Raw genomic sequence first — 23,470 nt, forward strand, 5'->3', positions numbered from 1 at the left:
TTGGCTGTGGAATGGCCGCAATTAAACTCCCTTTTTATGGCGATCTTCTTGAAGGCAAACTGAAGAGAATCCGCTTGGATATTGAAGCTGCAATTCCTGTGGGTCGCGGTGCCAATAAAGAAGTCGAAAAAGATGCGAGTAACTGGCAGGGTTGGAATAATTTTAAACATCTTCATTCCGGCGTACAAGACCTCAACAAAAAAGCAAATAAACAATTAGGTTCTCTCGGGGGTGGTAATCATTTTATCGAGTTATGTCTTGACACGGAAAATAATATTTGGCTGATGCTTCATTCTGGGTCAAGAAATATTGGCAATAAGTTGGCTCAGTGTCATATTAGCACGGCGAAAGAGTTATTAAAACTCTCCGATCGCAAACTTCCCGATCCAGATTTGGCTTATTTTGTCGCAGGTACAGAAGAGTTTAGGGCATATTGGTACGATTTACAATGGGCGCAAAATTATGCTCGTTATAATCGGGATATTATGATGGCACGATTCAAGAAAATTATTGAGAAACATTTAACGGGAGGTAAACTAATAAAACCGTTAATTTCAGTCAATTGTCATCACAATTATGCTGAAAAAGAGGTGCATTTTGGCGAAGATGTTTACGTGACGCGCAAGGGTGCGGTACGGGCGCAAAAGGAGGATTATGGAATCATTCCTGGGTCGATGGGAACGAAATCTTTTATCGTTAAAGGGAAAGGAAATTTAGAGAGTTATTGCAGTTGCAGTCATGGTGCAGGGCGAAAAATGTCTCGTACAAAAGCCAAAGATATGTTTACTCTTGACGATCTAATCGAGCAAACTGAGGGGGTTGAATGCCGCAAAGATAAACGCGTTCTCGATGAAATTCCAGGGGCTTATAAGTCTATTGATGAAGTGATGAATCAACAATTAGATTTAGTGGAAATTGTGGCAACTCTCAAACAAGTCGTTTGTGTTAAAGGGTAATATTATACCAAATCCAGTTACCACAGACCCTATTCACGAATCTCCTAAAATCCTGTAGCGACGTTGCTACAGAAGAGATGGGAATATATCCTCAGCAGAGGGGATTTGATCTAAATTTAAGAGTTAGCGATCGCCGTAAATGCGATCGCTAAAATCACCTGAATTAACGAGGAAGGAAAAGCAAACGAGTAGATGATTCGCCACCATCATTATCACTGATGACCCAATATCCCGCTTCCGTTACCGCCAATCCTTCAACTTTTTCTTCATACCACTTACTATCGGTAAACAGATCGGCAACTAACTCTTTTTCTACCGTTTCTCCCTCTTCCACACCGTTGAGAGAGAAGCGATAAATGCGCTTGATACGAACATTAGATGCACCATTTTCACCGCCTTGGTTATCCCGTTCGATAACAAGAAAACTGCCGTCAATATCGCGAGAAATTTCGCTCAAACCAACCCAGCCGCCGACATTATCCGTATCGAGGGGATAATAGAAAAAGTCCCATGCTTTTGCCTCGACATCGTATTCGCCGATGCGAACCTTGTCTTCTCCTGCCAATTCCCGTTGCATGGCAACATACACTTTACGACCATCGGAACTGGTGGTTACACCTTCAAAACCAAAACGAGTAATGCGAGTTGCGGCCTCTTCAGGTAAGAAAACTTCTTCCTCAACTTCTCCGCGCGAGTTAACTTTAATGAGAATGTTGGGTTTTTCCTGGCCTTCACTGTTGTCTCCTTCACTCACCAGCCAAAAGCCACCCCGAGGCGCGATCGCGATGCCTTCAAGGTCGTAGTTTGCAGGTTCGCCTTCTTTTGTAATGATGGTCGCATCATTGACCATTGCCCCTTCTCGACCGATCGCCATGCGGAAGATCCGCGAAGGCTGCATGGCATTATCGGGAACGGCGTAAATTTGGCCGGGGTTATTGGGGACGGGAACTAAACCGCTTAAAGCACTAAAGGGTAAATCGACCCGAGGACTCATGAGGATGGGTTCCCAAAGCATTTTCGCCGCAAAAAAGTCGATGGTGCCGTCATCTTCATTGGCCGTAAGGACGAGGTTGCGCTGCGGGAGAGGAAGAACGCCTTCCGGGGCTTTTCCGGTGGGGAGAAAGCTCACCAACTCTGGGTCACGGACGTTGGTAATATCATAAATAACGAGGAAACTGCCCCGTTCCGAGGCCATAAAAGCATATTCGCGATCGCCAAATTGGGCAACAGCAGCCCCTTCCATTTCAATGCCTCGGTTTTCCGATCGCCCCTCGGGATACTGTCCGCGTAAAATAGCTAATTCTTCGACGCGATCGCCGCTATCGTAGACGACATTCCCTTGTAGGTCGAGGATCGACCAACCGCGACCCCCACTCCAAATGCCATCCCCAAAACTATCGAGGGAGGTATCCCCTTCATTTGCGGTGATAATGTAGCGTCCGTCGGCAGTCATGGCGATAGAATCAGGTTCGCGACGGCCTTCTAAGGGTTGGGAAAAATCAATATCACCATCTTCTACAATGTCAGCGCGATCGTGGAGGGATGTTCCCGCAGAGAATATACTTGTTACTTTTTCCTCGGCAATATCGAGGACGGCGATCGCATTATTTTCCTGCAAGCTAATGGCAACAGTACGCCCATTTTTGCTAATAGCAACGTATTCGGGTTGGGGATCTTCGGCGTAATTCACCCCTTCAACCTCGCTTAAATCTAGTTCGACATTATTGACTGTGGAGTTAGCTGGGTTGTTATAGTCGATGGTGACAAAATTCACCGATCCTGGACGTTGACCCGGTAAGCTATCTTCGTCTTCTTCGTCTTCAATGGCAATAATGGCTTTGCGTCCATCGGGAGTAACCGAAAGGTTATCGGGTCCAATACCAATGAGGGGAACTCGGGCGACAATTTCTTGCTGTGCTAAATCGATAAAAACAAGGATTCCCGGTTGTTGGTCGGCGATTTCTTCTGCTAAATTCAGTACCGTGACCAAAGCATAACGACTATTGGGCGTAACGGCTACTGCGGTGGGTTCTCCCAAATCGGAGACATCGATATTACCGAGGAGTTGAGGGTTTTGCGGATCGCGAATATCCAGCAACCCAACTTTACCATCGCCAGCATTGGTATAAACGAGGGTATTACCATCGGGGGTTGCAGAGATAATTTCCGCAACGGCACCTTCAACAGCATAGCGATTGAGGGAAACAAATTCTTTAATGGGGGCGCTATTGACGCTTTTTACACCCAGGAAAAGACTGCTGGAAATGGCAGCAGCATTTAAAAACGTCCGAAAGTTAAATTTTTTTATCATTGCGATCGCGATCGAATTCCTTCGTAGAATAGACAAACCACAATAAGACTAACGGAATGAGGTTAAGGGTAGTTTATCTTAAGGAAATCGCAATATTCTCGACAAACAATAATTCTTTACCGCGATCGCGATATTTCATCTAGGATCATGAATAACAAACAAGATAAATTAAATCAGTTTCTCATTGATGTAGCAGAATTTTTCGAGAAATACTACTCGAAAGGAGTGAATGAAATAGTCGTGAAAGAAGAAGAGGATAAATCTATCTCTATTACCTTCTCTGGTGATTGTAATTCTACAATTGAAGTAACTTCGTGTAGTGAAGAAATTACAGTGATATTTTCCGAGTCACACTGGCATATTGATGATTATAGTGAACCCTGTAACATGGATAGCATTTACAGGAATTCAATCCGGAGTATTATGGATATTCTCGATCTCGAAGTCGGAACATATTCATGCTGGAATAACGATGTATGTTTGGGAGGTGTTTCTTTTGCATCTTCAATCGAGGATGCACTTCAGTCTGCTAGAAATACATTTCAAGACGTAAATGAAATCCGTATAAAAGTTTGGGGTAATCCCCTTAAAATTTATAAATAACAAACAAAAATCATCTGTCTGTTTTTCCCTTGTATGAGAAGTATTCTTTTTTAAGAATTGCGATCGCGTTTTCAGTTTCCGAATTCCTTTCTACTCGATCGCAATATTCTCGACAAACAATAATTCTTTGCCGCGATCGCGATATTTCATCCCGTAAACTTGTAATTCATAGTTTCCTGGGGCTAAATCTGTTAAAGTACCATCGATTGTATAATTGCAGGAACAGCGACAATAACTGCCTGAATTCCGTTCAACAATCGTAATGATATTATTATTCACTTGGCTTTCTAATTGAATATCGGCACAACAGGCATATCCTAAACTATGTGAAAAGGAAACCACATTTTTTTTCACTTCAACGCGAATATCCCTGGGGAAAAACTCATTTTTTAATTGTTTTTGCGTACACGATCGCAAGAAATCATCTTCACAACCACTGACGGAGAATGTTAATTGTGGAAGTGTTGTGGTTCTATCCGATGAGGTTTGACTGCGAACCGCTAACCCAAAACCTGATGCTAATAGCAAAGCGGGTGTTAAAATGGAAAGGAGATATTTATACACGATATTGAATTGTATAAGTATAAGGGTTTGGAGACCAAACCCCTATAAACGACAAATATCTCAAGGGTTTGGAGACCAAACCCCTACTATAAACGACAAATATCTCGATGACCATTTTTATGCCATCGAGATATTTTAAAGGGATGAAGAAGAGATGAAGAATTAAAGAAAAAGAATGAAGAAATGATAAATTTTTCCCTTATCCCTCTTGCCTTTTTCCCTTTTCTTAATTCTCTCCTGTTATTGATAAACCATCAACCCAAATGCGGGGACAAACTCCGGATGGTGTTAATTCTGGTTCTTTCTCCACGTAAATGATAGATTTCAAAACTTCGCGGATATCTCCTGCGACGGTTCCTGCGTCAATGCTAACGCGATCGCCTTTATTCATCAGCCAACCATCAAAAGGTAGAGAAAAGGAGCCTTGTAGGGAGTTTACCCCCGCATGGAGGGCATTTAACTCATCAATTAAGATCGTGTTTTCTGCTTCCTCCAGCTTATATTCTTGTTCCGGAGATTGCCCCTGAAAAACATGGTAAAAATGGGGACTGACGGTAATTTTTGCCCCTAAATTGGCGTGTCCTGTGGGTGTAGCATTCATCCGTTTTGCTGTTCCTGCACTATGCAGAAATCCCGTGAGAATTCCTTCAGTAATTAAGGGGATACGACGGGTGGGAGTTCCTTCTCCATCAAAGGTTTCAGCCGCTACATTATCCTTGTGCAGTGCATCATCGCACACAGAAAGTAAGGGGGAGGCGATCGCTTCTCCTAAAGATTCTGGGGTACAAAGACTTTGTTTATCTAGGATACTTTGGGCATTAACCATATTAGAAAATGCCCCTAATAAACTTAAAAAAGCCTCAGCAGAAAAGACAACTCGATATTTCCCTGAAGGTACTTTTTGATAGTTGAGGTGACTGATGGTTTTTTCCGAGGCTTCTTTAACGCAGTCGGCGATCGCCAAAGCCTCCATTCCCTGACTCATGCGAAAACTACCACCACTACGAGGTTTTTTCTCGGCCTCTTCGGTTTTGGTATAGAGATATACCATTGCGTAAGTGCGCCCTTCCTCTCGCAATGCCCCTTCGCTATTGAGGTAAAAGCGATCGATATCCTGTTGGGATAAACTATTGTAGGGAACGCTTTCGATCGCCGGATGAGTCTCCAGTAACTCTTTTTCTGCATTGAGTAACTTGTCAATTAACTCAGAAACAGGAATTTGACTGGTTTTATTATATTGAACATCGGGCAGAGGATTGGTCGCTTCTGGACTAAAATCGGGGATATTTTCTTTAACTCCGAAAAAACTGGCCTCGCAAGCTGTTTTCAAGGCCAATTTAATGCCATTGGGATCGACATCGGTAGTGCTAGTTACTCCTACCGTATCATTCTCATTCCAAACTCGAACGATAACGCTAGAACGGTTAGAGGCTTTTACTTGTTTGGGTTCACCGCGATCGACTTGTACATTCGTTGAGTCAATTGAAGACCCATAGATATCATACTTTTTGATGCCTAGCGATCGGGCAATATCTCCTGTATAGTTGGCCAATTCTCGAACTTGAATCATATTACTGGAAAGGATGAAGAATAAATTATGAGAGATGAATGATGAGGGACGAATTAGGAATTAGGAATTCTTTAACTATCTTCCACCGACAACGATCGAATCGACTTTAATATGAGGCTGTCCGACGGTGACGTAAATACTACCGCTAACGGAACCACAAAAGCCAGGTGCAAGACTGAGATCGTCAGAACACATAGAAATTTTGTTCATAATTTCCTTGGCTTCCCCAATTAAAATTGCTCCTTTGAGAGGTTTGGTCACTTTTCCTTGTTCGATTAAATAAGCCTCATCAACTCCAAAGTTAAATTCTCCCGTGGGTCCGACACTTCCACCCCCCATTTTCTTACAATAAATGCCTTTGTCAATGGAGGCAAAAAGCTCGTCAACACTATAAGAACCAGAGGCAATGTAAGTATTACGCATCCGAGAAGCCGCAGCAAAACTGTAATTTTGACGGCGACCGCTTCCCGTGCGAGGATGTCCAGTACGCACAGATCCGGCGCGATCGGCAAGGAAGTTTTTCAGGATACCATTTTCAATTAAAAGTGTGCGCTGAGTCGGCATTCCCTCATCGTCCATATCCAACGATCCAAAAGCATCTTCCGATCGCCCTTCATCCCAAGCTGTTAGATTTTCGTGGGCAATTTTTTCACCCTTTTTATCAATAAAAGGCGTAGTTTTACGTTCGATCTGCGTTGTTTCTAACAGATGTCCGCAGGCTTCGTGAAAAATAACTCCACCAAAATGGTTTGCCATAATAATCGGATATTCTCCCGATTCAACATAATCCGCATAGAGCATTTTACCTGCGGTTTCTGCCAATTCTTCGGCGGTTTTTTCGTAACCCCAATTTCTCAAGAAATCCGGATCGCTAGTATCTCCATCTCGCAAACCGTTTGAAGTGCGATTTTCTCCATCAGCACAGAGTAAATTAGAACCCACGGTTTGAGTTAAGCGAATATCCCGAGCAAATGTACCATCACTGGCAGCAACCATCACTTCTTGCCAGTCTCGGGAGTAAATGCTACGACGAGATTGAATGTGAGAGGCTTTTTTCTCCAATTGGTCATTAGCAGCCAGTAAAATATCCCCCATTTCCTGCATTGAACTGCATTCAGGCAGCCATTTTTCCTTATCTTTGGCTGCTGCATAGTCCCGGATCATTTCCAAGTAAATTTCGGGAACGTAGGCATTAGGTGAGGGGATATTTAAGCCGAGAATAGATAGCCCTTTTTCGAGTGCAGCTTTTAAACCATTAAAAGACAGATTGTTGGTACTAACATAACAATCTCCTTTACCATGAAAAACCCGAACGCCAGCCCCCGTTGCTAATCGAGGACTAATGCTAGTAATTGCTGCCTCTTCTGCCAAACAACTAATATAGTTACTTCGTTCTAGAAAAATTTCGACAAAATCCGCTCCGGCTGCCCGTCCGAGTCCGAGAAGTGTTGAAAGAGGGGCTTCCCAAGTAATATCAAAACATTCTGGGGTAGAGATGTATTGGAGGGCGGGTAATTCTTTTGTGAGTAGAAGCGTGCTTGGAGGCATAATAAGTAAGCTGAGTTAAAGGTTAATTAAGTTACAAACCCTTCAATTGCCAGGAATTTTTACGATCGCCAATTTGTAAGTTGAAGTAGGCTACGGATTCACAAATTTGAGCGACAATTTTGAGGCTCAATTGGAACAGTAGCTGATATTGGGCGATCGCTATCCTCCCAGTCTAGCAAAATCCCCTCTCTTGCCAACCCCACAAAAAATGTAGTATTGCGAATTACGAATTAAATATGGCAGATTGGGAATAACTAATCAATATAATTAAAATCAAGAAAAGAGGAAATTTTGGTTAAAATTCGCTGTGGCAATAAGGTTTTTTCCAATATTGAAGGAATTTTGTTTGATAAGGACGGAACATTGGAAGACTCGCAAAACTTTTTGCGAGAACTGGCACAAAAGCGATCGCGTCTCATTGATGCACGCATTCCTGGCATTGGCGAACCGTTACTGATGGCTTTTGGACTGAATGAAGGCAGCCTCGATCCCACGGGTTTAATGGCTGTGGGCAGTCGTCGCGATAACCAAATAGCAGCAGCAGCCTATATCGCCGAAACGGGACGCAGTTGGCACGAAGCCCTCGAAATTGCGCGTTTTGCTTTTGAAGAAGCCGATAAATATATCCAGCGTACCCCGCAAAACTCGCCCCTTTTTCCAGGCAGTTTGGCGGTTTTACAGTCCTTATCGGCAACTGAGTTAAAACTGGGCATTCTCTCCGCAGATTCAACCCCAGGAGTCGAAAATTTTATCGATCGCGCGGGCATTGGGAACTATATTAACTTAGCGCGGGGAGTCGAGCCGAATGGACCGGGCAAACCGGAGCCGAGGCTTTTCCTGGAAGCCTGTGATGCCCTCTCGACTACCCCAGAAACGACGTTAATGGTGGGAGATTCTGCTTTGGATTTTGAAATGGCACAGAATGCAGGTTCGGCAGGAGTTGTGGGCATTTGTTGGGGCAATGCTAATGCCCCCGTACTCAGGAAAGCTGATGTTGCTATTGCTCATTTGAATGAGTTAGTTATTATTGATGGGGAATAAAAAATAGGAAGGAGAAATGGGGCGCGACGCAAAAAAGAGATATCAACTAGGAATGAGGCTAGTGCTGGGTTCCGGTGCGATCGCCGTGGCAGGTATTGGCGGTTATTTAGGATACTGGTTTTTCTTTAATCCCAATACCAAGGCAATTTCCGTACAGGCGATCGCGATCGAACGGGGAGAGGTGGTTAAATCTGTACCTGCGGGAGGAGTTGTGCAACTGGGCAACCAACAATCCTTGAAAGTTCCCACCTCTGCCGATCGCGCGGCTATTGTCGAGGCGATCGCAGTGAGTGTTAATAGCCCTATTACAGAAGGACAAATTCTCGTTCGACTCAGAGATCCCGAGGGACAAACTCAAGTCAATGAACAGCGTTTACAAATCCAAAAACAGCAACTTGCTCTTGAGGAAAAAGAACGGGCTATTTTGCAAGCTCAAGCTGCACTCGATCTCGCTAAAAACGATCTGCAAATTCAGCAACAGAATAATAGTGCTATTCGTAAAGCCGAAAGCGATCGCGATCGCGCCCAGGAAAAAATAAAAGAACAACAAATTGAATTAGAAGCCTTACAAGTCGAACTCGAATCAACTCGCGATTTAGTTAAGCAAGGTTATTTAGCCGCTAATGAGCAAAGAACTCAAGAACAAATTTTCAGGACAACTGAAGCAACATTACGAGATTATGAAAAAAATCTTCAACAAGCAGAATTAGACTTAAAAAATCAGCGTTTGATGGAACAGCAAACCTTGAAACAATTACAGGAAAAAATTCGCATTCAGGAAATTGCCTTAGAAGATGCTCGTTCTGCGGTACAAACTTCCCGAAGAGACCTCGAAAGAGAACAAATTAATCTCATAAAAAGCGAACAAAATTTTGAAAAAAATAGTTTAATTCGAGCGACAACAACGGGACGAGTTTTAGATATTAATGTTAAAGAAGGAGAAGTTCTCAAACAAGATAGTATTTTGCTCACTATTGGCGATCCGCGCCGAGAAGAAGTTGAAATTCGTTTAACCACATTACAGGCAGCTTTAGTAAAAATCAATCAACCGGCTATTGTTTCTGCGATCGGCTTAATTTCCGGTTCTTTTCCAGGACAAGTCAAGGAATTAGGAAAAGTGGCTTTAGAAGATGCAAATACATCACAATCTCGAGGAGGCACTCAAAGCGCAGTAAAAGCCGTTGTTGTTTTAAATCGTCCCAGTAAACAACTCATTCCAGGGAGTCAAGTCAGTGTTGAAATTATCATCGATCGCCAAGCAAATGCGATCGCGCTACCCCCTCAATTTATTCAAGATAGCGACAGTAAAAATCCTTATGTTTGGGTGCTTTCTGACTCTGGAACAGCAGAACGTCGCGAGATTAAATTAGGTTTAGTGGGAGATACATCGACGGAAATTAAAACAGGTTTAGAGCCTGGGGAACAAGTTGTCAGTCCTCCCCCCGATGGCTCTATTGAAGAAGGGATGAAACTGATGCCAATTATTGATGAACAGCAAATAACCAATAATGATAATGAGTGAGCGAATAAACTATGTTTTTTGATTTATTACAAATGAGCTTAAGTTCGCTCAAAAGAAATAAAATGCGAACCTTACTTACAATTCTGGGTATATTTATGGGAGTTTTAGCTGTAAATGCAACCTTGCAAGTTAAAAGCATTAGTAGTACCAAAATTATCAAGCGCTTGTCGGAACGAGAAGCCCCTCATTTAGAGATTTGGACAGCATTTAGTACCTTAGAAGACCTGAATTATCTGAAACAAGAATTAAAAGGAATTCATTCAGTTAGTGCGACAGTTTCCGATTGGCAGAATAATCGCGTTATTTATCGCGATCGCCAAGAAAATATGCAATTATCTGCTGTTTCAGAAGAATATTTTACAGCGACGGGGCGACAAATATTGCCCAATTTAGGCAGAAAATTATTGGATGATGATTTCAAGAACTATCGCAATTCTTTAGTTATCGATCGCATTGGCAGAGAACGCTTATTTAGGGAAGATAATCCCATTAACAAAATTGTCTATATTCGAGGAGTTCCTTATCGAATTGTCGGCGTGATGGAGAGTAAACAAAAACAATATCAATCCGAGGAACCAATTGCAGAATTTGTGATGCCTCTTTCAACTCATCTCGCTCTAACCAACCAGCGTGAAATTCGTCAATTTATCATTCGTCCCGATCGCCTCGATCGCATAGAAGCGCTTAAACCTCAAATTAAAACATTATTACACAAGAAGCACCCAGAGTTACAGGAATTATCTTTTAGAGATTATCCTTATGTTAATAGTAATGTCGAAGATATTTTAAAAGACCGAGAAATTGCTCGTATTGCAGCCAATAGTTTATTAGCGGCGGGAATTATTTCTTTAATTGTTTCTGGAGTTGGTATTGCTAATATTACGATCGCATCGGTTTTAGAAAGAACGCCAGAATTAGGGTTAAGGCGAGCAATTGGAGCGCAGAAAAAGCAGATTTTAGCTCAAATTCTACTCGAAGCAATTATTGTTAGTTCTCTCGGCGGTTTGGGGGCGATCGCTTTGGTAAATAGTGTAACTTTCCTCTTAACCCAACAAGAAAACCTTGCTTTACCTCCCTATAAATTTAATATTGAAAATGTTCTTCTCTCTTTGAGTGCGGCGATCGCTACGGGAGTCGGTTCGAGTCTTGTTCCCGCTATTCGCGCCAGTCAAGTTGAACCTGTAAAAGCACTGCGGGATAATTAACTTAATAAGACTTAGGTAGCTAGGGAGCGAGACGCTCCCACTACAGCATTCTATCATCACGGTAATAATACTTAATCCTACTCCCTATTTCTCAACTTAAAAGAACTGCGATGTTGAGGAGAAATCCCGTATTTTTCAATCCCTTGGCGATGACGTTTTGTACCATATCCTTTGTTCGCCGCGAGATCGTAGTGGGAATATTTTTGAGCAAAACGCGCGATTAATTCATCTCGCCAAACCTTAGCAATAATACTTGCTGCTGCGATCGCAGAAGATTGCCGATCGCCGCCAATAATTGTTTGTTGTGAAATCTCTAAATGAGGAATAGGAAATTTGCCATCAATTAAACACAATTCTGGAGTTAAATCTAACTTCAAAATAGCCCGTTTCATCGCCAATAAAGAAGCCTGTAAAATATTGAGGCGATCGATTTCCTTCACGGTGGCATAACCAATACGCACATCCGTTGCGATCGCAGGAATCATCAATGCGAGTTCGCGGCGTTTCTTGGCGGAAAGCTGCTTGCTATCGCAAACCCCTAGGGCTTGTAATTGCTGACATTGAGACAAAGGAAGACAAACAACCGCCGCGACGACGGGTCCAAATAAAGCACCCCGCCCCACCTCATCTACTCCGGCGATCGGCATTTCCGCATGGGCATTATCCGATACATAGGAATATTCAAAATTGGGAACGGGGTAACTTTTCATGGAACAAGTTTACTGAGCAGACGAACGACGACGGCGACGGCGAATAACGGGTCGCTTATCAGAATCTTCATCATCAGTATCGGATTCTTCCGCCTCATCAGGAGATTCCTCGATCGCCTCTTCAAACTCTTCTGTTTCATCCTCAACTATTTCTTCTTTCTCAATAGGGCGATCGATGACGGACTCTTCTTCAGATTCCCAACTTGTTTCAGAAGTTGTTTCAGAAGTTGTTTCGGAAGTTATTGCAGAAGCTATTTTAGGAGATTTGGGTTCATGGATAGAAAGCACAACAGCACGGGGGTCTTTCACCTCTCGATCGGCAAGGATTAAAGGAGATATCCCCATCGACGCATAGACATCCTGTTCGAGGGTTGTCATTTCAACCGTCACCTTCTCCGGAGGTGGCGTATCTCGTCGAGAAATGCGGCGATCGTAGCGATCGTTCACATCTTCTTCCGGGGTCGAAAAATCCTCCTCCGGTTCTTCGCTGCGACTATTCCCCCCATTGAGCCGGATTTTCGTCACTTTATTGGGGGTTTCCACCTCTCCAACTCGACGGCGACGGCGACGGCGATTTCCAGCTAGATTTTGTTCCTGATAATTGGGATGATTCAGGAGATCGAGTTCTTGAGGATTATCCTCCGCCCCAAGGTCTAAAAGCCCGTCTATTTCATCATCTCGCTTTTCAGGGAGTTTGGGGGAGGGTATAGAAAGGACTGGAAGGCTTTGGCTTTTTTCGCTCGGTTCCTCCTCGACTTCCATACCGGGTAAATTAGAAACATGACCAAAACCGCCACAAGTTGGACATTCTTTGCCAAAGAGTTCGTAAATGTTTTGTCCTTGACGCTTGCGGGTCAGTTCCACCAGACCTAATTCTGACAGTTGGGCGATTTGGGGACGCGCTTTATCCCCACTCAAAGCATTATTAAAGGTTTCCAGCAAATCGAGGCGATCGCGGTGGGAGTCCATATCGATGAAATCTACCACGATCACGCCGCCAATATTTCTGAGACGAAGTTGGCGGGCGATTTCTGTGGCGGCTTCATTATTCGTCCATAGCACCGTTTCTCGAGCCGTGGATGACCGGGTAAAGGAGCCGGAGTTGACATCAATTACCACCAATGCTTCCGTGGGTTCAATGATGATATAACCGCCAGAAGGAAGATCGACCCGAGGCTTGAGGGCTTCGAGAATGGCCGCATTAACGCGGAAAAATTCGAGAATGGGTTGGCGTTCGCGGTGATGGTCGATGAGAACCCCTTCCGGCGATCGCCCTCCACTCCAATTCTGCAAATGTTGTTTAACTCGTTTAACCGCATCGCTCGAGTCCACCACGATGCGATTAACATCGGCGCTGTAAATGTCCCGCAAAACGCGCTGAATGAAGTCATCATCGCGGTTGAGTAAAGTCGGGGGTTTAGTGACATTGGCTTGTTGTTGAATGTCTTCCCATTGTTTTTGGAGGTATTCTAAATCCTCCATAATGGCTTCTTCATTTTTCCCGTCGGCTTCCGTCCGTACTAATAACCCCATTCCGGCTGGCTTGATCAAAATGGCCAAAGCTCTCAGGCGCGATCGCTCGGTTTCATTTTTGATGCGACGGGATAAATTAACCCCTCGGCCATAGGGCATCAGAACCAAATAGCGTCCGGGGAGGGTAATATTGCCCGTTAGCCGGGGACCTTTATTTCCCGTCGGCTCTTTCATAACTTGGACGAGAACTTTTTGGTGGGGGGCCAGCAGTTCGGTAATGGCTCCAGCACCTCGACGCAATCGCAAGGGACCTAAGTCCGTGACGTGCATAAAGCCGTTTCGTTCAGCATCGCCAATGTTGACGAAAGCGGCATCAATTCCTGGGATGACATTTTCTACGGTTCCAACATAAATATCGCTGACTTGTTGGGTTCCCGTAGAGACAACAAGTTCTTGAACTCGATCTTCAGAAAAAATGGCGGCAATTTGATGTTGTTCTGCAATAATGATCTGCTTGGGCATGCAATTTCCTCAATACTCTATCGATTCGGTGAAAGCATCCATGAAAGCATCCATGCGCGACGATTCGGATTGTTTAAATCCTTGGAAAAGCGATGCAACCTTACTCTTTTTGAGCGCAAGGCTTCGCGATCGCGCTGGTTAAAGAAGCTCTATGGGGTCAAGAAAAACTTTTTGAAATAGCAAACAAAACTGAAGCAAAACCGAGATGGGAGCAGAATTTTGAATCTCACTCACAATGGGTTATGGGGAGAAAACGATAATTGGAGATTAACTCAACTCTCAACCTTGGTTAGGTCGGACTGCGAGCGATCGCAATCCCTTCCCTGACAAGTTGGGTATCTCTCTACACCCGAACCTCAAACTGAATAATTTTTTGGATTACCGTTTTGAGTCCGCGCTCTCCCAATAACGGGCTAGTAGCAAGAGTGAATCTCACAAATTTTCCCCTCAAGGCATTTCCTGATATCCGCACTCATTTTAGTGCAAGCAACCAACAGTTTCTTGCTTGTTTCTCCAAACAATTTAAACTGATGAGGTTTAATGGGAGGGGATGAAATTCGCTCGGTGCTAACTATTTCTTGCCTGCCCAATTATACCTTGTTCTTGACATCTCCCCGCTTTAAAAAGACGGGGATTCTGTGGTTAATCCACCGAAAGCGGGCGGCGCTTTTAAAGGGCGGAAATAGTTCCGCCCACAGCACCTTGTTAAAACCGCGCTTTCGCCAAGTCTGTCAACAGACTCCTACATCCCTTGGCTAAAAAATAGCTGTGGACTTACATGGAAGTATTGTAACGCAAGACGGGTTAAAACCCGTTGCGTTCGATGTCCATTGATTAAAATCAATGGCTAACCCTCACTCTCTAGCTTTAGGTTTGTTTTCTGTTGCTCTTCTTTTTGGAGACTGTTGTAGCGGTGGATTGGGCTTGACGTAAGGCGCGAATTGTGGTTAGGGTCGCTTCGGCAACGCGATCGATTTCTGCTTCGGTATTAAAGCGTCCGATGCCAAAGCGCAGGGAGGCATAAGCAAGGGTTTCTGATCGCCCCAAGGCAGTCAGTACATGGGAGGGGGCGTTTTTCGTGCTGGTGCAGGCGGAACCGGAGGAGACGGCTGTAACGTTTTGTAAACCTAAGAGTAATGCGGAGCCATCTACTCCTTCGACACTAATATTAAGATTTCCAAACAAACGGCGATCGCGGTGTCCGTTGAGGTGAATGCCGTCGAGTTGGCTGAGTTTTTCCCAGAGGCGATCGCGCAATTTCCCGGTGCGTTGTCCTTCGCTTTCCATTTCTGCCAGTCCCAATTCTACGGCTTTAGCAAAACCGACAATTTGAGGGGGATAGAGGGTTCCCGATCGCAGTCCCTTTTCTTGTCCTCCTCCTTGAATTTGCGAGGCGAGTTTCACTCTCGGATCGCGCCGACGGACGTATAATGCGCCGATTCCCTTGGGTCCGTAGACTTTATGTGCTGTTAGGGACATCAGATCGATGTTCATTTCGTTGACATCGAGGGGAATTTTGGCGATCGCTTGGGCGGCATCACTATGAAATAAAACTTCATGTTTACGACAAATTTGGCCAATTTCTGCTAAGGGTTGCAATACACCAATTTCATTATTGGCTGCCATCACCGATACTAAAATTGTGTCGGGACGAATTGCTTTTTCTAGTGTTTCTAAATTGAGCAAACCATCTTTTTCTACAGTTAGAAAAGTAATTTCAAATCCGAGGGATTGGAGATAAAGACAAGGATCGAGGACGGCGCGATGTTCGCTTTCTAGGGTAATAATATGTCGTCCTTGGGTGTAATATGCCTCTGCAACTCCTTTAATGGCTAAATTATTGGCTTCTGTGGCACCACTGGTAAAAATAATCTCTTCTGGGGTTCCATTAATGCTGTTGGCGATCGCTTCTCTGGCTTGTTTTACGGCGGCTTCGGCTTCCCAACCATAAGCATGATTAATACTGGAAGGATTGCCAAATCGCTCGGTAAAATAGGGTAACATGGCTTCAACAACTCGCCGATCGACGGGGGTTGTGGCGTGGCAATCGAGGTAAATGGGACGATGAACCATAAAAATTATAGTTTTGCATTTTGAGTCTATTTTATACTAATTTGCAAGTTGTAGGGTTATACAAATATATTTTGTCAAGACACCATGAACTAGATATTACTCAAGTATTGTACAAAAAAGAGAGTAGAATCCATGAAATTGAAAGAGAAAATGCCTGCGAATTGGTCGAAAATTTTAGCGGAGGAGTTTAAGCAATCTTATTTTAAGAAGTTGGAAGCATTTGTTTTGCAAGAGTATGAAAAACAACCTATTTATCCTCCTCTCGATCAAGTTTTTGCTGCTTTTGAATATGCCGCTTTTGAGGATGTTAAAGTTTTGCTTTTAGGTCAAGACCCCTATCATGGAGAAGGTCAAGCGCATGGGTTATCTTTTTCAGTGCGATCGGGGGTGAAAATTCCCCCTTCTTTGCGGAATATTTTTAAAGAGTTAAACTCTGATATTGGTTGCGATATTCCTCAAGAAGGGTGCTTGACAGATTGGGCAAAACAGGGGATTTTATTGCTTAATGCTGTCTTGACGGTTCGCAAAAAAGAAGCGGCATCTCATGCTTCTCAAGGCTGGGAAACATTTACCGATGCTATCATTCGTAAATTGAGCGATCGCCAAAAACCTTTAGTTTTCTTACTGTGGGGTGGATATGCTCGCAAGAAGGCCAAGTTAATTGACATCAAACGTCATATTATTATTGAATCGGCACATCCCTCACCTTTATCAGCAAAGAAATTCTTAGGGACGCGCCCTTTTTCTCAGGTCAATGAAGCCTTACAAAAATTAGGCTATTCTCCTATTAATTGGCAATTAGAAAACTCACAAATCATAACGAAGAAACCATGACAAATTTACTCTTTCATCTTGCTATTCCCATTAATGATATTAACAAAGCCAAGCCCTTTTATGTAGAAGCATTAGGCTGCGAAGTCGGTCGAGAATCCTCCCAGGCTTCTATTCTCAACTTTTACGGTCATCAAGTGGTTCTGCATACAACAAAAGAACCTCTCTCTCATCAAAATGGAATTTATCCTCGACATTTTGGCTTGATTTTTCTGGAAGAAAAAGACTGGGAAAATGTGTTAGAAAAAGCAAAGAATCATCACTTAACGTTTTATCAAGAACCAAGATTGCGTTTTTCGGGTCAGTTAACCGAACATCGTACTTTCTTTTTAGAAGACCCGTTCTACAATTTATTAGAGTTCAAATTTTATCGCCATTATGAAGCAATTTTTGGCGGTCGAGAAGTTGCTGAGGTTGGCGATCGCTAATTCACTAACCACTAACCACTAACCACTAACCACTAACCACTAACCACTAACCACTAACCAGTTGAGGTAATCTCAAAAAGTGGTACGGTAAATGTGACCGTCGAACCTAAATTTTCACCCATGCTAAAAAAGTTGATCTTACCTCCCATCAGTTCAACAAGAGTTTGAGAAATTGACAATCCTAATCCTGTTCCTCCATAAGATCGAGTGCGTCCACCACTCACTTGAGCAAACTTTTGAAACAAGGTATCTTGTTTATCTAAAGGAACGCCAATTCCCGTATCAGCAACGCGAATTCTCGCCATTCCAGGACATTCGCGATCGTTTACTACAACTTTTTTTCGGGTAATATCAACGTCGATTGTTACTCCTCCTTCATGGGTGAATTTAATTGCATTACCGACTAAATTCAGGAGAACTTGCAAGAGACGTTGATGACTTCCATAAAGAAAAATAGACTCTTGAGTTTCGGGGAGTTGAATCTCGAAATTTAACCCTTGTTTTTCAGCTAGGGGTCTCATTTTTTTGTCTAAATCAATAAAGGTATTATTGAGAGAGAATCGAACGAAATTTACCTCCATTTTCCCGGCTTCAATTCTGGCCAGATCGAGAACATCATTAATGAGATTGAGCAAATGTAGCGCTGATTTATGAGCCTGTTCGACAAATTCTCGCTCTTCTTCTGGATCGTCTGCCATGTCGTCTAAAATGAATTTAAGGAAATTAATAATTCCATTAAGGGGTGTTCTTAACTCATGGGAAGTACCCGCTAAAAATTCACTTTTGAGACGAGAGGCTTCGGCTGCTTCTTCGCTGGCTTGTTTGGCTTGTTTGTAGAGATTAGCATGAGCGATCGCGATCCCCATCAGATCGGCTAATTCTCGCATGAGTTCGATTTCGACATTGTTCCAATGACGATAGCGATCGCATTGTTGCAAGCAAATCAAAGCATTGCGTTTATTCTGATAAAAAGCAGAAACCACTAAGACCGATTTTTGCTCAAAAAGTGCTGTTTCAACGCAATCAATGGCGATCGGTTCATCGGTTTGCAGCGCTTGTTGCAAATAAGGTTCTCGACGAGTATCCAATCGTTCTCTCAATAGGGATTTAAAGGGTTGTTTACAATATTCTGTTTCTACCTTTAAAACTTTTGTATTAGGATGACAGGAAATCATCAAAACACGAGATACTCCTAATTCTTGCCCCAATTTACGAGCAGTTTCCTGCCAAATAGTTTCTGCATCTAAGGTAATTCTCAGAGTGCGAGAAATTTGCGAAAGTAAATTTTGATAGGGATTGCGGTGAATATTGCGAGCAACTTGAGTAATAAATTCTTGATAATTATCTTCTGGTATTATTTGGGAGCTATTTTGAGATGATTGGGGAGACTTAGCGATCGCATTTTTATCGAGAAGAGAACCGATAACCAAGACAGAAGTTATGGGACTTTGCGATCGCAAAATTGGAGTGACGGACAATTCAAATGGTAATGCTTCCTCTTTCCAGACAAAAAAACAGTAAAAATTCTGAGGTCTTCTCTTTTCCACCACCTGCATCAAGGTTTCCTGATAGCTTTCTGCATCAGTGGGAGTAAAAATATCTCGCCAATGATGACCAATGATTTGTTCGGGATTTAGACCATATTCTGGCGCAAATTTCCAGTAAAAAGAAAGATATTTACCCGAAATATCTTGAGTAAATATCAATTCCGCTCCCAAATCTTGCCAATTTAAGGAATGGATCGATGTTGCAGCAGCGTTCATTGCGGTAGACCCCATAAGCAACTCAGAAATTCATCGTACACCCCATTTTCCTCAATCGTTCCATTCTCCTCGGGGGGGAACGGGGGGATTGCGTCTAAAGGTTCGGGTCAGTTCGTCATCTTGCTCTCGTTCCCCTCGCAACCATTGTTTGATTGCTGTTTCAATAATGCGGCTGGGATCGTTACTCAGGTGCTTGAGTTGGTCGAGTAAATCTGAATCGAGACGGATGGAAACTTCAACTTTCTCAGCAAGACGCTGAGATGGGGTTGCATTTTCACTCATGGCGTTTTCCTTATGCCTGTTCAATAATTTTGCAGTCTATTATTATATTACCCGATCGCTCCAGAGAAACGGAGGAAAGCAAAATGCTGTTTGCATTACTGTTAATTTTTAAGTATCAAACTTGACAAGTTTTGGCCGTTATGATAGTCCTCGTGCTATTTATTTATGTTTTTAAAAAGGTATTGCGTTTGGGTTTTCGGGAGGAGGTGCGTTTTTTTCGGGTTGAGGAAGTGGCTGAATTGTTGGTAGTTGGGAATTGTTTTCAATTTCTGACAAATTTTTAAAAAAGTTTACCTCTAAATCTAGAACTTCTCCTTCAAATATACTAGCAAATTCATTGGCGGCTAATAAGGTTTCGCTTTCTTCTTCTTCTTTTGGTTCTGCGATCGCGGATTCTGGTGGAGAATCTATTTTAGAAGCAGGAATGCGATCGCCCTTTTTTTTGGTATCTATTTTTTCTCTAACTGGGGATACAGGGGATTTTTTAATGCTGGTGCTTTGGGAATTGGCGATCGCTTTTTCTTTAACGGCACTATTTTGAGAACTTAAGTTCGATCTAACTTCGGGATTGGGTTTGGCGATCGCTGTAGTTGCTGAAAATGGAGATTTAGCTGGGGTAATATTCTCATTAGGTTTGGCGATCGTCCTAGAATTAGATTCTATTCTAGGGGATTTGTTTTTTTTTTCTGTTTGAATTTTTACTTTAATTTTTTGTTGCCAAACTTGTTCAAATGCTGTTTCAATTTGGGGGATTTTTGTTTGAGCAAGTTTGAGTAAGTTGGGCTGGTTCATCCCTAAGTAGGCGATCGATTCATCAATATCAAAGTCTATTAAAACACAGCTTTGTTTAACTAATGCGCGTGAGGCTGGAGGTTCAATTGTTTGTAAGACTTTTTGCCAACTTTCCTCAACTCTTTTTTGAAATCGTTCTTCATTTGATAATGCTTGTCTAGGTACAGAATTTGATACTGTTTGCGAAGGTTCTTGAACTGTAGAAAATGGTGATTTTTCCGCAGTGGATTGAGGTTGAGAAATTGCTGGTTTGGGTTGAGATGTAGTCGGTACTTGGGTTGTTTGATTAGGGGCTATTCTGGTTTGATTTGATGTTAATTGTCTGTTAGATTCAGGTGCATTATTATTGGGCAAAGATGCCGCGATCGCGCTAGGTAAGAGTCCCAATAAGGTCACTTCTAACCATAACCGAGGTTGAGTTGTATTTTTAATTTGGACTTCACTTTCTTTGAGTTTTTGCTGTCCCTGCAAAATCACAGCAATATCCCATTGTTTCGCTTCTTGGCATAATTCTTGCCAAGTTGGAGTTGTTACAGCAACCAGATCGCTACGTTGAGGAGATGTTTTGGCAATCAACAAATTGAGATAAAATGTAGCTAAATTTTGTAGAACAATGAGAGGTTCTCTACCTCGATCCATTAAATGCCGACATTGTTCGATCACTGCTTCAGGATTGTCAGAATGAATTGCTTTTAATAATACTAATAAATCTCGTTCGGGAACGGCTCCAACTAAATCCCAAACTTTTTCCACTGTAACTTGGTCTGGAATCAAACTCAATTGATCTAATAAACTTTCTGCATCTCTCAAGCCTCCATTGGCAATTTGTGCCACAAGCGTTACAGCATCCCTAGCAATATCAATTTCTTCCTTTACTGCAATATAAGTTAAATGCTTAACCATTGATTCGAGAGGAATGCGTCTAAAATCAAAACGCTGACAGCGAGAAATAATAGTATTTAAAACCCGTTGTGGATCTGTCGTCGCTAAAACAAAAATAACCCGATTTGGAGGCTCTTCTAATGTTTTTAAAAGAGCGTTAAATGCAGGGGTACTTAACATATGACAATTATGAACTAATAAACCATTCGCTACAAAATTATGATTATCTTCTACTTCAAGATCGTAAACTTTTTCATAACCATCGCGGTGGACAGATTCGACCTTCTCCAAATTTGTAATCCATTGAGGGGATTGAGTATTGTTGTAACTCTGACAGCCATTTTCGACTAGATTTTGCTCCCATTTTAAGGGTTTTATTGCCTCCACATTCACAGGGGATAGTATCTTCATTCCTTCTTTTACGTTTTTTGCTTCGATCCATCCTTTTTCTGTCCGAATGAGATGATTTTCAGTACAGCGAAGTTCGCGATCGCCAGTTTTGATAACAAGGATTTCTTTAACTCCCCGTTTTAACCAGCGTCGCACTTTCTTATATTCCCATACTCTTGCAACCTCGTTGTAACTGAGAACCATTTTTCCCTTTAATTTAGGATCGTCGATCCGCATTAATCCTGCACGGGTTTGAACCAGAGAATCTCCCGTCAAACATTCATCAATAACATAAACTTTATAACGACATTGAACAGGGGCAAATTGAGCGCGTTCGATGATTTCTCGAATATTATCAACTCCAGTATTACTGGCTGCATCAATTTCAATAACATCCATCGCTGAACCTCGAGCAATTTGCCGACAAACCTCACATTTTCCGCAAGGATCGGGGGTAGGTCGATCGCTTTGCAAACAGTTTAAAGATTTTGATAAAATTCGCGCTGAGGAGGTTTTCCCTGTCCCTCTCGGTCCGGTAAAAAGATACGCAGGGGCAATACGATCGCTTTCCAAAGCATTCGTTAAAGTCTGGGCGATCGCCTCTTGTCCCACCAATTCGACAAACTTCTGGGGACGATATTTATGATGTAGGGGTTCGTAAGACATGGAATTGTTAAAAAGGGCGATCGCCGATGAAAAACTTGCTTTTATTATTGTAAAACGTTATTGTCTTTTTATCAGAATATTTGTACTTACTCAGACTAACATCACGCAAACCTTTTCTCCAGCCGCGATCGCCGTTTCCCCCACAGGAACGATTGCCAGCCCGTTCGTTTGAGCTAAATTCATTAAATTACCCGAACTGCGATCGCCTTCAGCCAGAGAAAATTCATAGCCCCCGCTTATAATATCCCAACGTCCCCAAAGATAGGTTTCTCGCCTGCCACTGGCTGTGAGGTTGTGACGCGATCGCGCCATCACAAACTTTGGTTGCCAATCTCCCCCCAGTCCCGATAATTTTTTTAACGCAGGTTGAACGAATCGCCAACAACTCACCAAAGCGGAAACGGGGTTTCCTGGAATACCAAAATACAAACAAGTGCGCTTTTCTTGCTCAAATGTTGCCACAGTGAGGGGTTTTCCAGGTTTAACTGCGACGCTGCGAATATAAATTTTCCCGCCCAATTTCGCCAAAATCTCCTCAATGTAGTCATATTCTCCCACGGAAACCCCTCCCGTGGAAAGCACTATATCCGCATCGGCGATCGCCTTTTTTATCGTCGCTTCGAGGTCTTCCGGGCGATCGCGGACGATGCCGAGAGGGACGGGAATGGCTCCTAAATCCGAGACAAAAGCTCTCAGGGCATACTGATTAGAATCCACAATTTGCCCCGGTTGTAGGGCATTTCCGGGGGCAATCAACTCATTTCCCGTGGAGAAGATAGCCACCCGAGGGCGACGATAAACAGAGAAAGAGGTGCATTGTGCCGTCGCTAAAACGGCGATTTCCGGCGCACCGATGGCAATTCCCGACCCCAAAAGGGCGTTTCCCGATCGATAAAATGCCCCTTTGTGACGGACGAATTCGCGATCGCCAGGTGCCTGCAAAATTGTGACGCGATCGCCGTCTCGCTGGGTATTTTCCTGCATGACAATGGTATCAGCACCTTGGGGCATTACCGCCCCAGTAAAGATTCGTGCTGCTTCTCCTGACGCGATCGTTTTTTGGGGTTGAATTCCGGCGGGAATTTCTTCAATAATCTTTAATATCTTGGGATGAGCGCGATCGCACCCTCGCAGGTCCTCATAACGCACCGCGTAACCATCCATCGCAGAGTTATCCCAATAGGGAAAATCGAGGGGACTGCTGACAGGATGAGCTAAAATGCGTCTGCTGGCATTTTCTAAGGTAACTGTCTCAATTTTTTCTAAAGGTTGTACGAGGTCGAGAATAATTGCTTCGGCTTCGGATACAGATAGCATTTTATTGAACAATTAATTATT

18 protein-coding genes are annotated in these 23,470 nt (G+C 43.1%); 7 read left to right on the forward strand and 11 right to left on the reverse strand.

Annotated features, from left to right (window positions below; all coding sequences use genetic code 11):
* A partial coding sequence (locus VB714_RS08840; RefSeq protein WP_323223233.1) for an RtcB family protein occupies positions 1-956 on the forward strand: 956 nt, incomplete at its 5' end.
* A gap of 163 nt (positions 957-1,119) precedes the next feature.
* Here the strand turns inward: VB714_RS08840 and VB714_RS08845 are convergent.
* A complete protein-coding gene (locus VB714_RS08845) occupies positions 1,120-3,267 on the reverse strand; it encodes an esterase-like activity of phytase family protein (protein ID WP_323223235.1) in 2,148 nt (715 codons plus the stop codon).
* Positions 3,268-3,414: 147 nt separating this feature from the next.
* Between VB714_RS08845 and VB714_RS08850 the strand changes: the two genes are divergently transcribed.
* Positions 3,415-3,870 (forward strand): hypothetical protein, encoded by a 456-nt coding sequence (locus tag VB714_RS08850; RefSeq protein WP_323223237.1) that lies wholly within the window; start codon positions 3,415-3,417, stop codon positions 3,868-3,870.
* A 90-nt stretch (positions 3,871-3,960) separates the two neighbouring features.
* Here the strand turns inward: VB714_RS08850 and VB714_RS08855 are convergent, their stop codons facing one another.
* The 3 genes from VB714_RS08855 to VB714_RS08865 form a co-directional block, all read right to left on the reverse strand.
* Entirely contained in the window at positions 3,961-4,434 is a 474-nt protein-coding gene (locus VB714_RS08855) for a hypothetical protein (protein ID WP_323223239.1), read from the reverse strand.
* A gap of 226 nt (positions 4,435-4,660) precedes the next feature.
* On the reverse strand, positions 4,661-6,004 hold the full coding sequence (locus VB714_RS08860) for a TldD/PmbA family protein (RefSeq protein ID WP_323223241.1): 1,344 nt from the start codon (positions 6,002-6,004) through the stop codon (positions 4,661-4,663).
* A 75-nt stretch (positions 6,005-6,079) separates the two neighbouring features.
* Complete coding sequence (locus VB714_RS08865) at positions 6,080-7,552, reverse strand: TldD/PmbA family protein (RefSeq protein ID WP_323223243.1); 1,473 nt, start codon at positions 7,550-7,552, stop codon at positions 6,080-6,082.
* 291 nt (positions 7,553-7,843) lie between these two features.
* Here VB714_RS08865 and VB714_RS08870 point away from each other — a divergent pair, with 291 nt between their 5' ends.
* From VB714_RS08870 to VB714_RS08880, 3 genes are all read left to right on the forward strand, one after another.
* Complete coding sequence (locus VB714_RS08870; RefSeq protein ID WP_323223245.1) at positions 7,844-8,593, forward strand: HAD family hydrolase; 750 nt, start codon at positions 7,844-7,846, stop codon at positions 8,591-8,593.
* A gap of 52 nt (positions 8,594-8,645) precedes the next feature.
* On the forward strand, positions 8,646-10,115 hold the full coding sequence (locus tag VB714_RS08875) for an HlyD family efflux transporter periplasmic adaptor subunit (RefSeq protein ID WP_323223247.1): 1,470 nt from the start codon (positions 8,646-8,648) through the stop codon (positions 10,113-10,115).
* Between the two features lie 62 nt (positions 10,116-10,177).
* Positions 10,178-11,320: an ABC transporter permease gene (locus VB714_RS08880; RefSeq protein ID WP_323223248.1), complete on the forward strand. Its 1,143-nt coding sequence runs from the start codon at positions 10,178-10,180 to the stop codon at positions 11,318-11,320.
* Between the two features lie 77 nt (positions 11,321-11,397).
* On the opposite strand, the gene VB714_RS08885 is transcribed toward VB714_RS08880, so the two are convergent.
* The 3 genes from VB714_RS08885 to VB714_RS08895 all read right to left on the reverse strand — a co-directional run bounded on the left by VB714_RS08885 (position 11,398) and on the right by VB714_RS08895 (position 16,098).
* The gene (locus VB714_RS08885) at positions 11,398-12,030 is read right to left on the reverse strand and encodes a ribonuclease HII (RefSeq protein ID WP_323223250.1); all 633 of its coding nucleotides are present in this window, start codon (positions 12,028-12,030) and stop codon (positions 11,398-11,400) included.
* A 9-nt stretch (positions 12,031-12,039) separates the two neighbouring features.
* Entirely contained in the window at positions 12,040-14,025 is a 1,986-nt protein-coding gene (locus tag VB714_RS08890) for an Rne/Rng family ribonuclease (protein ID WP_323223252.1), read from the reverse strand.
* Positions 14,026-14,892: 867 nt separating this feature from the next.
* A complete protein-coding gene (locus VB714_RS08895) occupies positions 14,893-16,098 on the reverse strand; it encodes an IscS subfamily cysteine desulfurase (protein ID WP_323223254.1) in 1,206 nt (401 codons plus the stop codon).
* A 132-nt stretch (positions 16,099-16,230) separates the two neighbouring features.
* Between VB714_RS08895 and VB714_RS08900 the strand changes: the two genes are divergently transcribed.
* A complete protein-coding gene (locus VB714_RS08900) occupies positions 16,231-16,932 on the forward strand; it encodes a uracil-DNA glycosylase (protein ID WP_323223256.1) in 702 nt (233 codons plus the stop codon).
* On the forward strand, positions 16,929-17,357 hold the full coding sequence (locus VB714_RS08905) for a VOC family protein (protein WP_323223258.1): 429 nt from the start codon (positions 16,929-16,931) through the stop codon (positions 17,355-17,357). The genes VB714_RS08900 and VB714_RS08905 overlap by 4 nt, the downstream gene beginning before the upstream one ends.
* Before the next feature lie 53 nt (positions 17,358-17,410).
* Here the strand turns inward: VB714_RS08905 and VB714_RS08910 are convergent, their stop codons facing one another.
* From VB714_RS08910 to glp, 4 genes are all read right to left on the reverse strand, one after another.
* Entirely contained in the window at positions 17,411-19,120 is a 1,710-nt protein-coding gene (locus tag VB714_RS08910; protein WP_323223259.1) for an ATP-binding protein, read from the reverse strand.
* 51 nt (positions 19,121-19,171) lie between these two features.
* The gene (locus VB714_RS08915) at positions 19,172-19,402 is read right to left on the reverse strand and encodes a type II toxin-antitoxin system CcdA family antitoxin (RefSeq protein ID WP_204106078.1); all 231 of its coding nucleotides are present in this window, start codon (positions 19,400-19,402) and stop codon (positions 19,172-19,174) included.
* Positions 19,403-19,573: 171 nt separating this feature from the next.
* Positions 19,574-22,132: a DNA polymerase III subunit gamma/tau gene (gene dnaX / locus VB714_RS08920; protein WP_323223262.1), complete on the reverse strand. Its 2,559-nt coding sequence runs from the start codon at positions 22,130-22,132 to the stop codon at positions 19,574-19,576.
* Positions 22,133-22,222: 90 nt separating this feature from the next.
* On the reverse strand, positions 22,223-23,449 hold the full coding sequence (glp, locus tag VB714_RS08925) for a gephyrin-like molybdotransferase Glp (protein ID WP_323223264.1): 1,227 nt from the start codon (positions 23,447-23,449) through the stop codon (positions 22,223-22,225).
* Positions 23,450-23,470 lie beyond the last annotated feature (21 nt).

It is taken from the genome of Spirulina sp. 06S082 (genome assembly GCF_034932145.1).
In the GTDB taxonomy this organism is placed as follows: domain Bacteria; phylum Cyanobacteriota; class Cyanobacteriia; order Cyanobacteriales; family Spirulinaceae; genus CCY15215.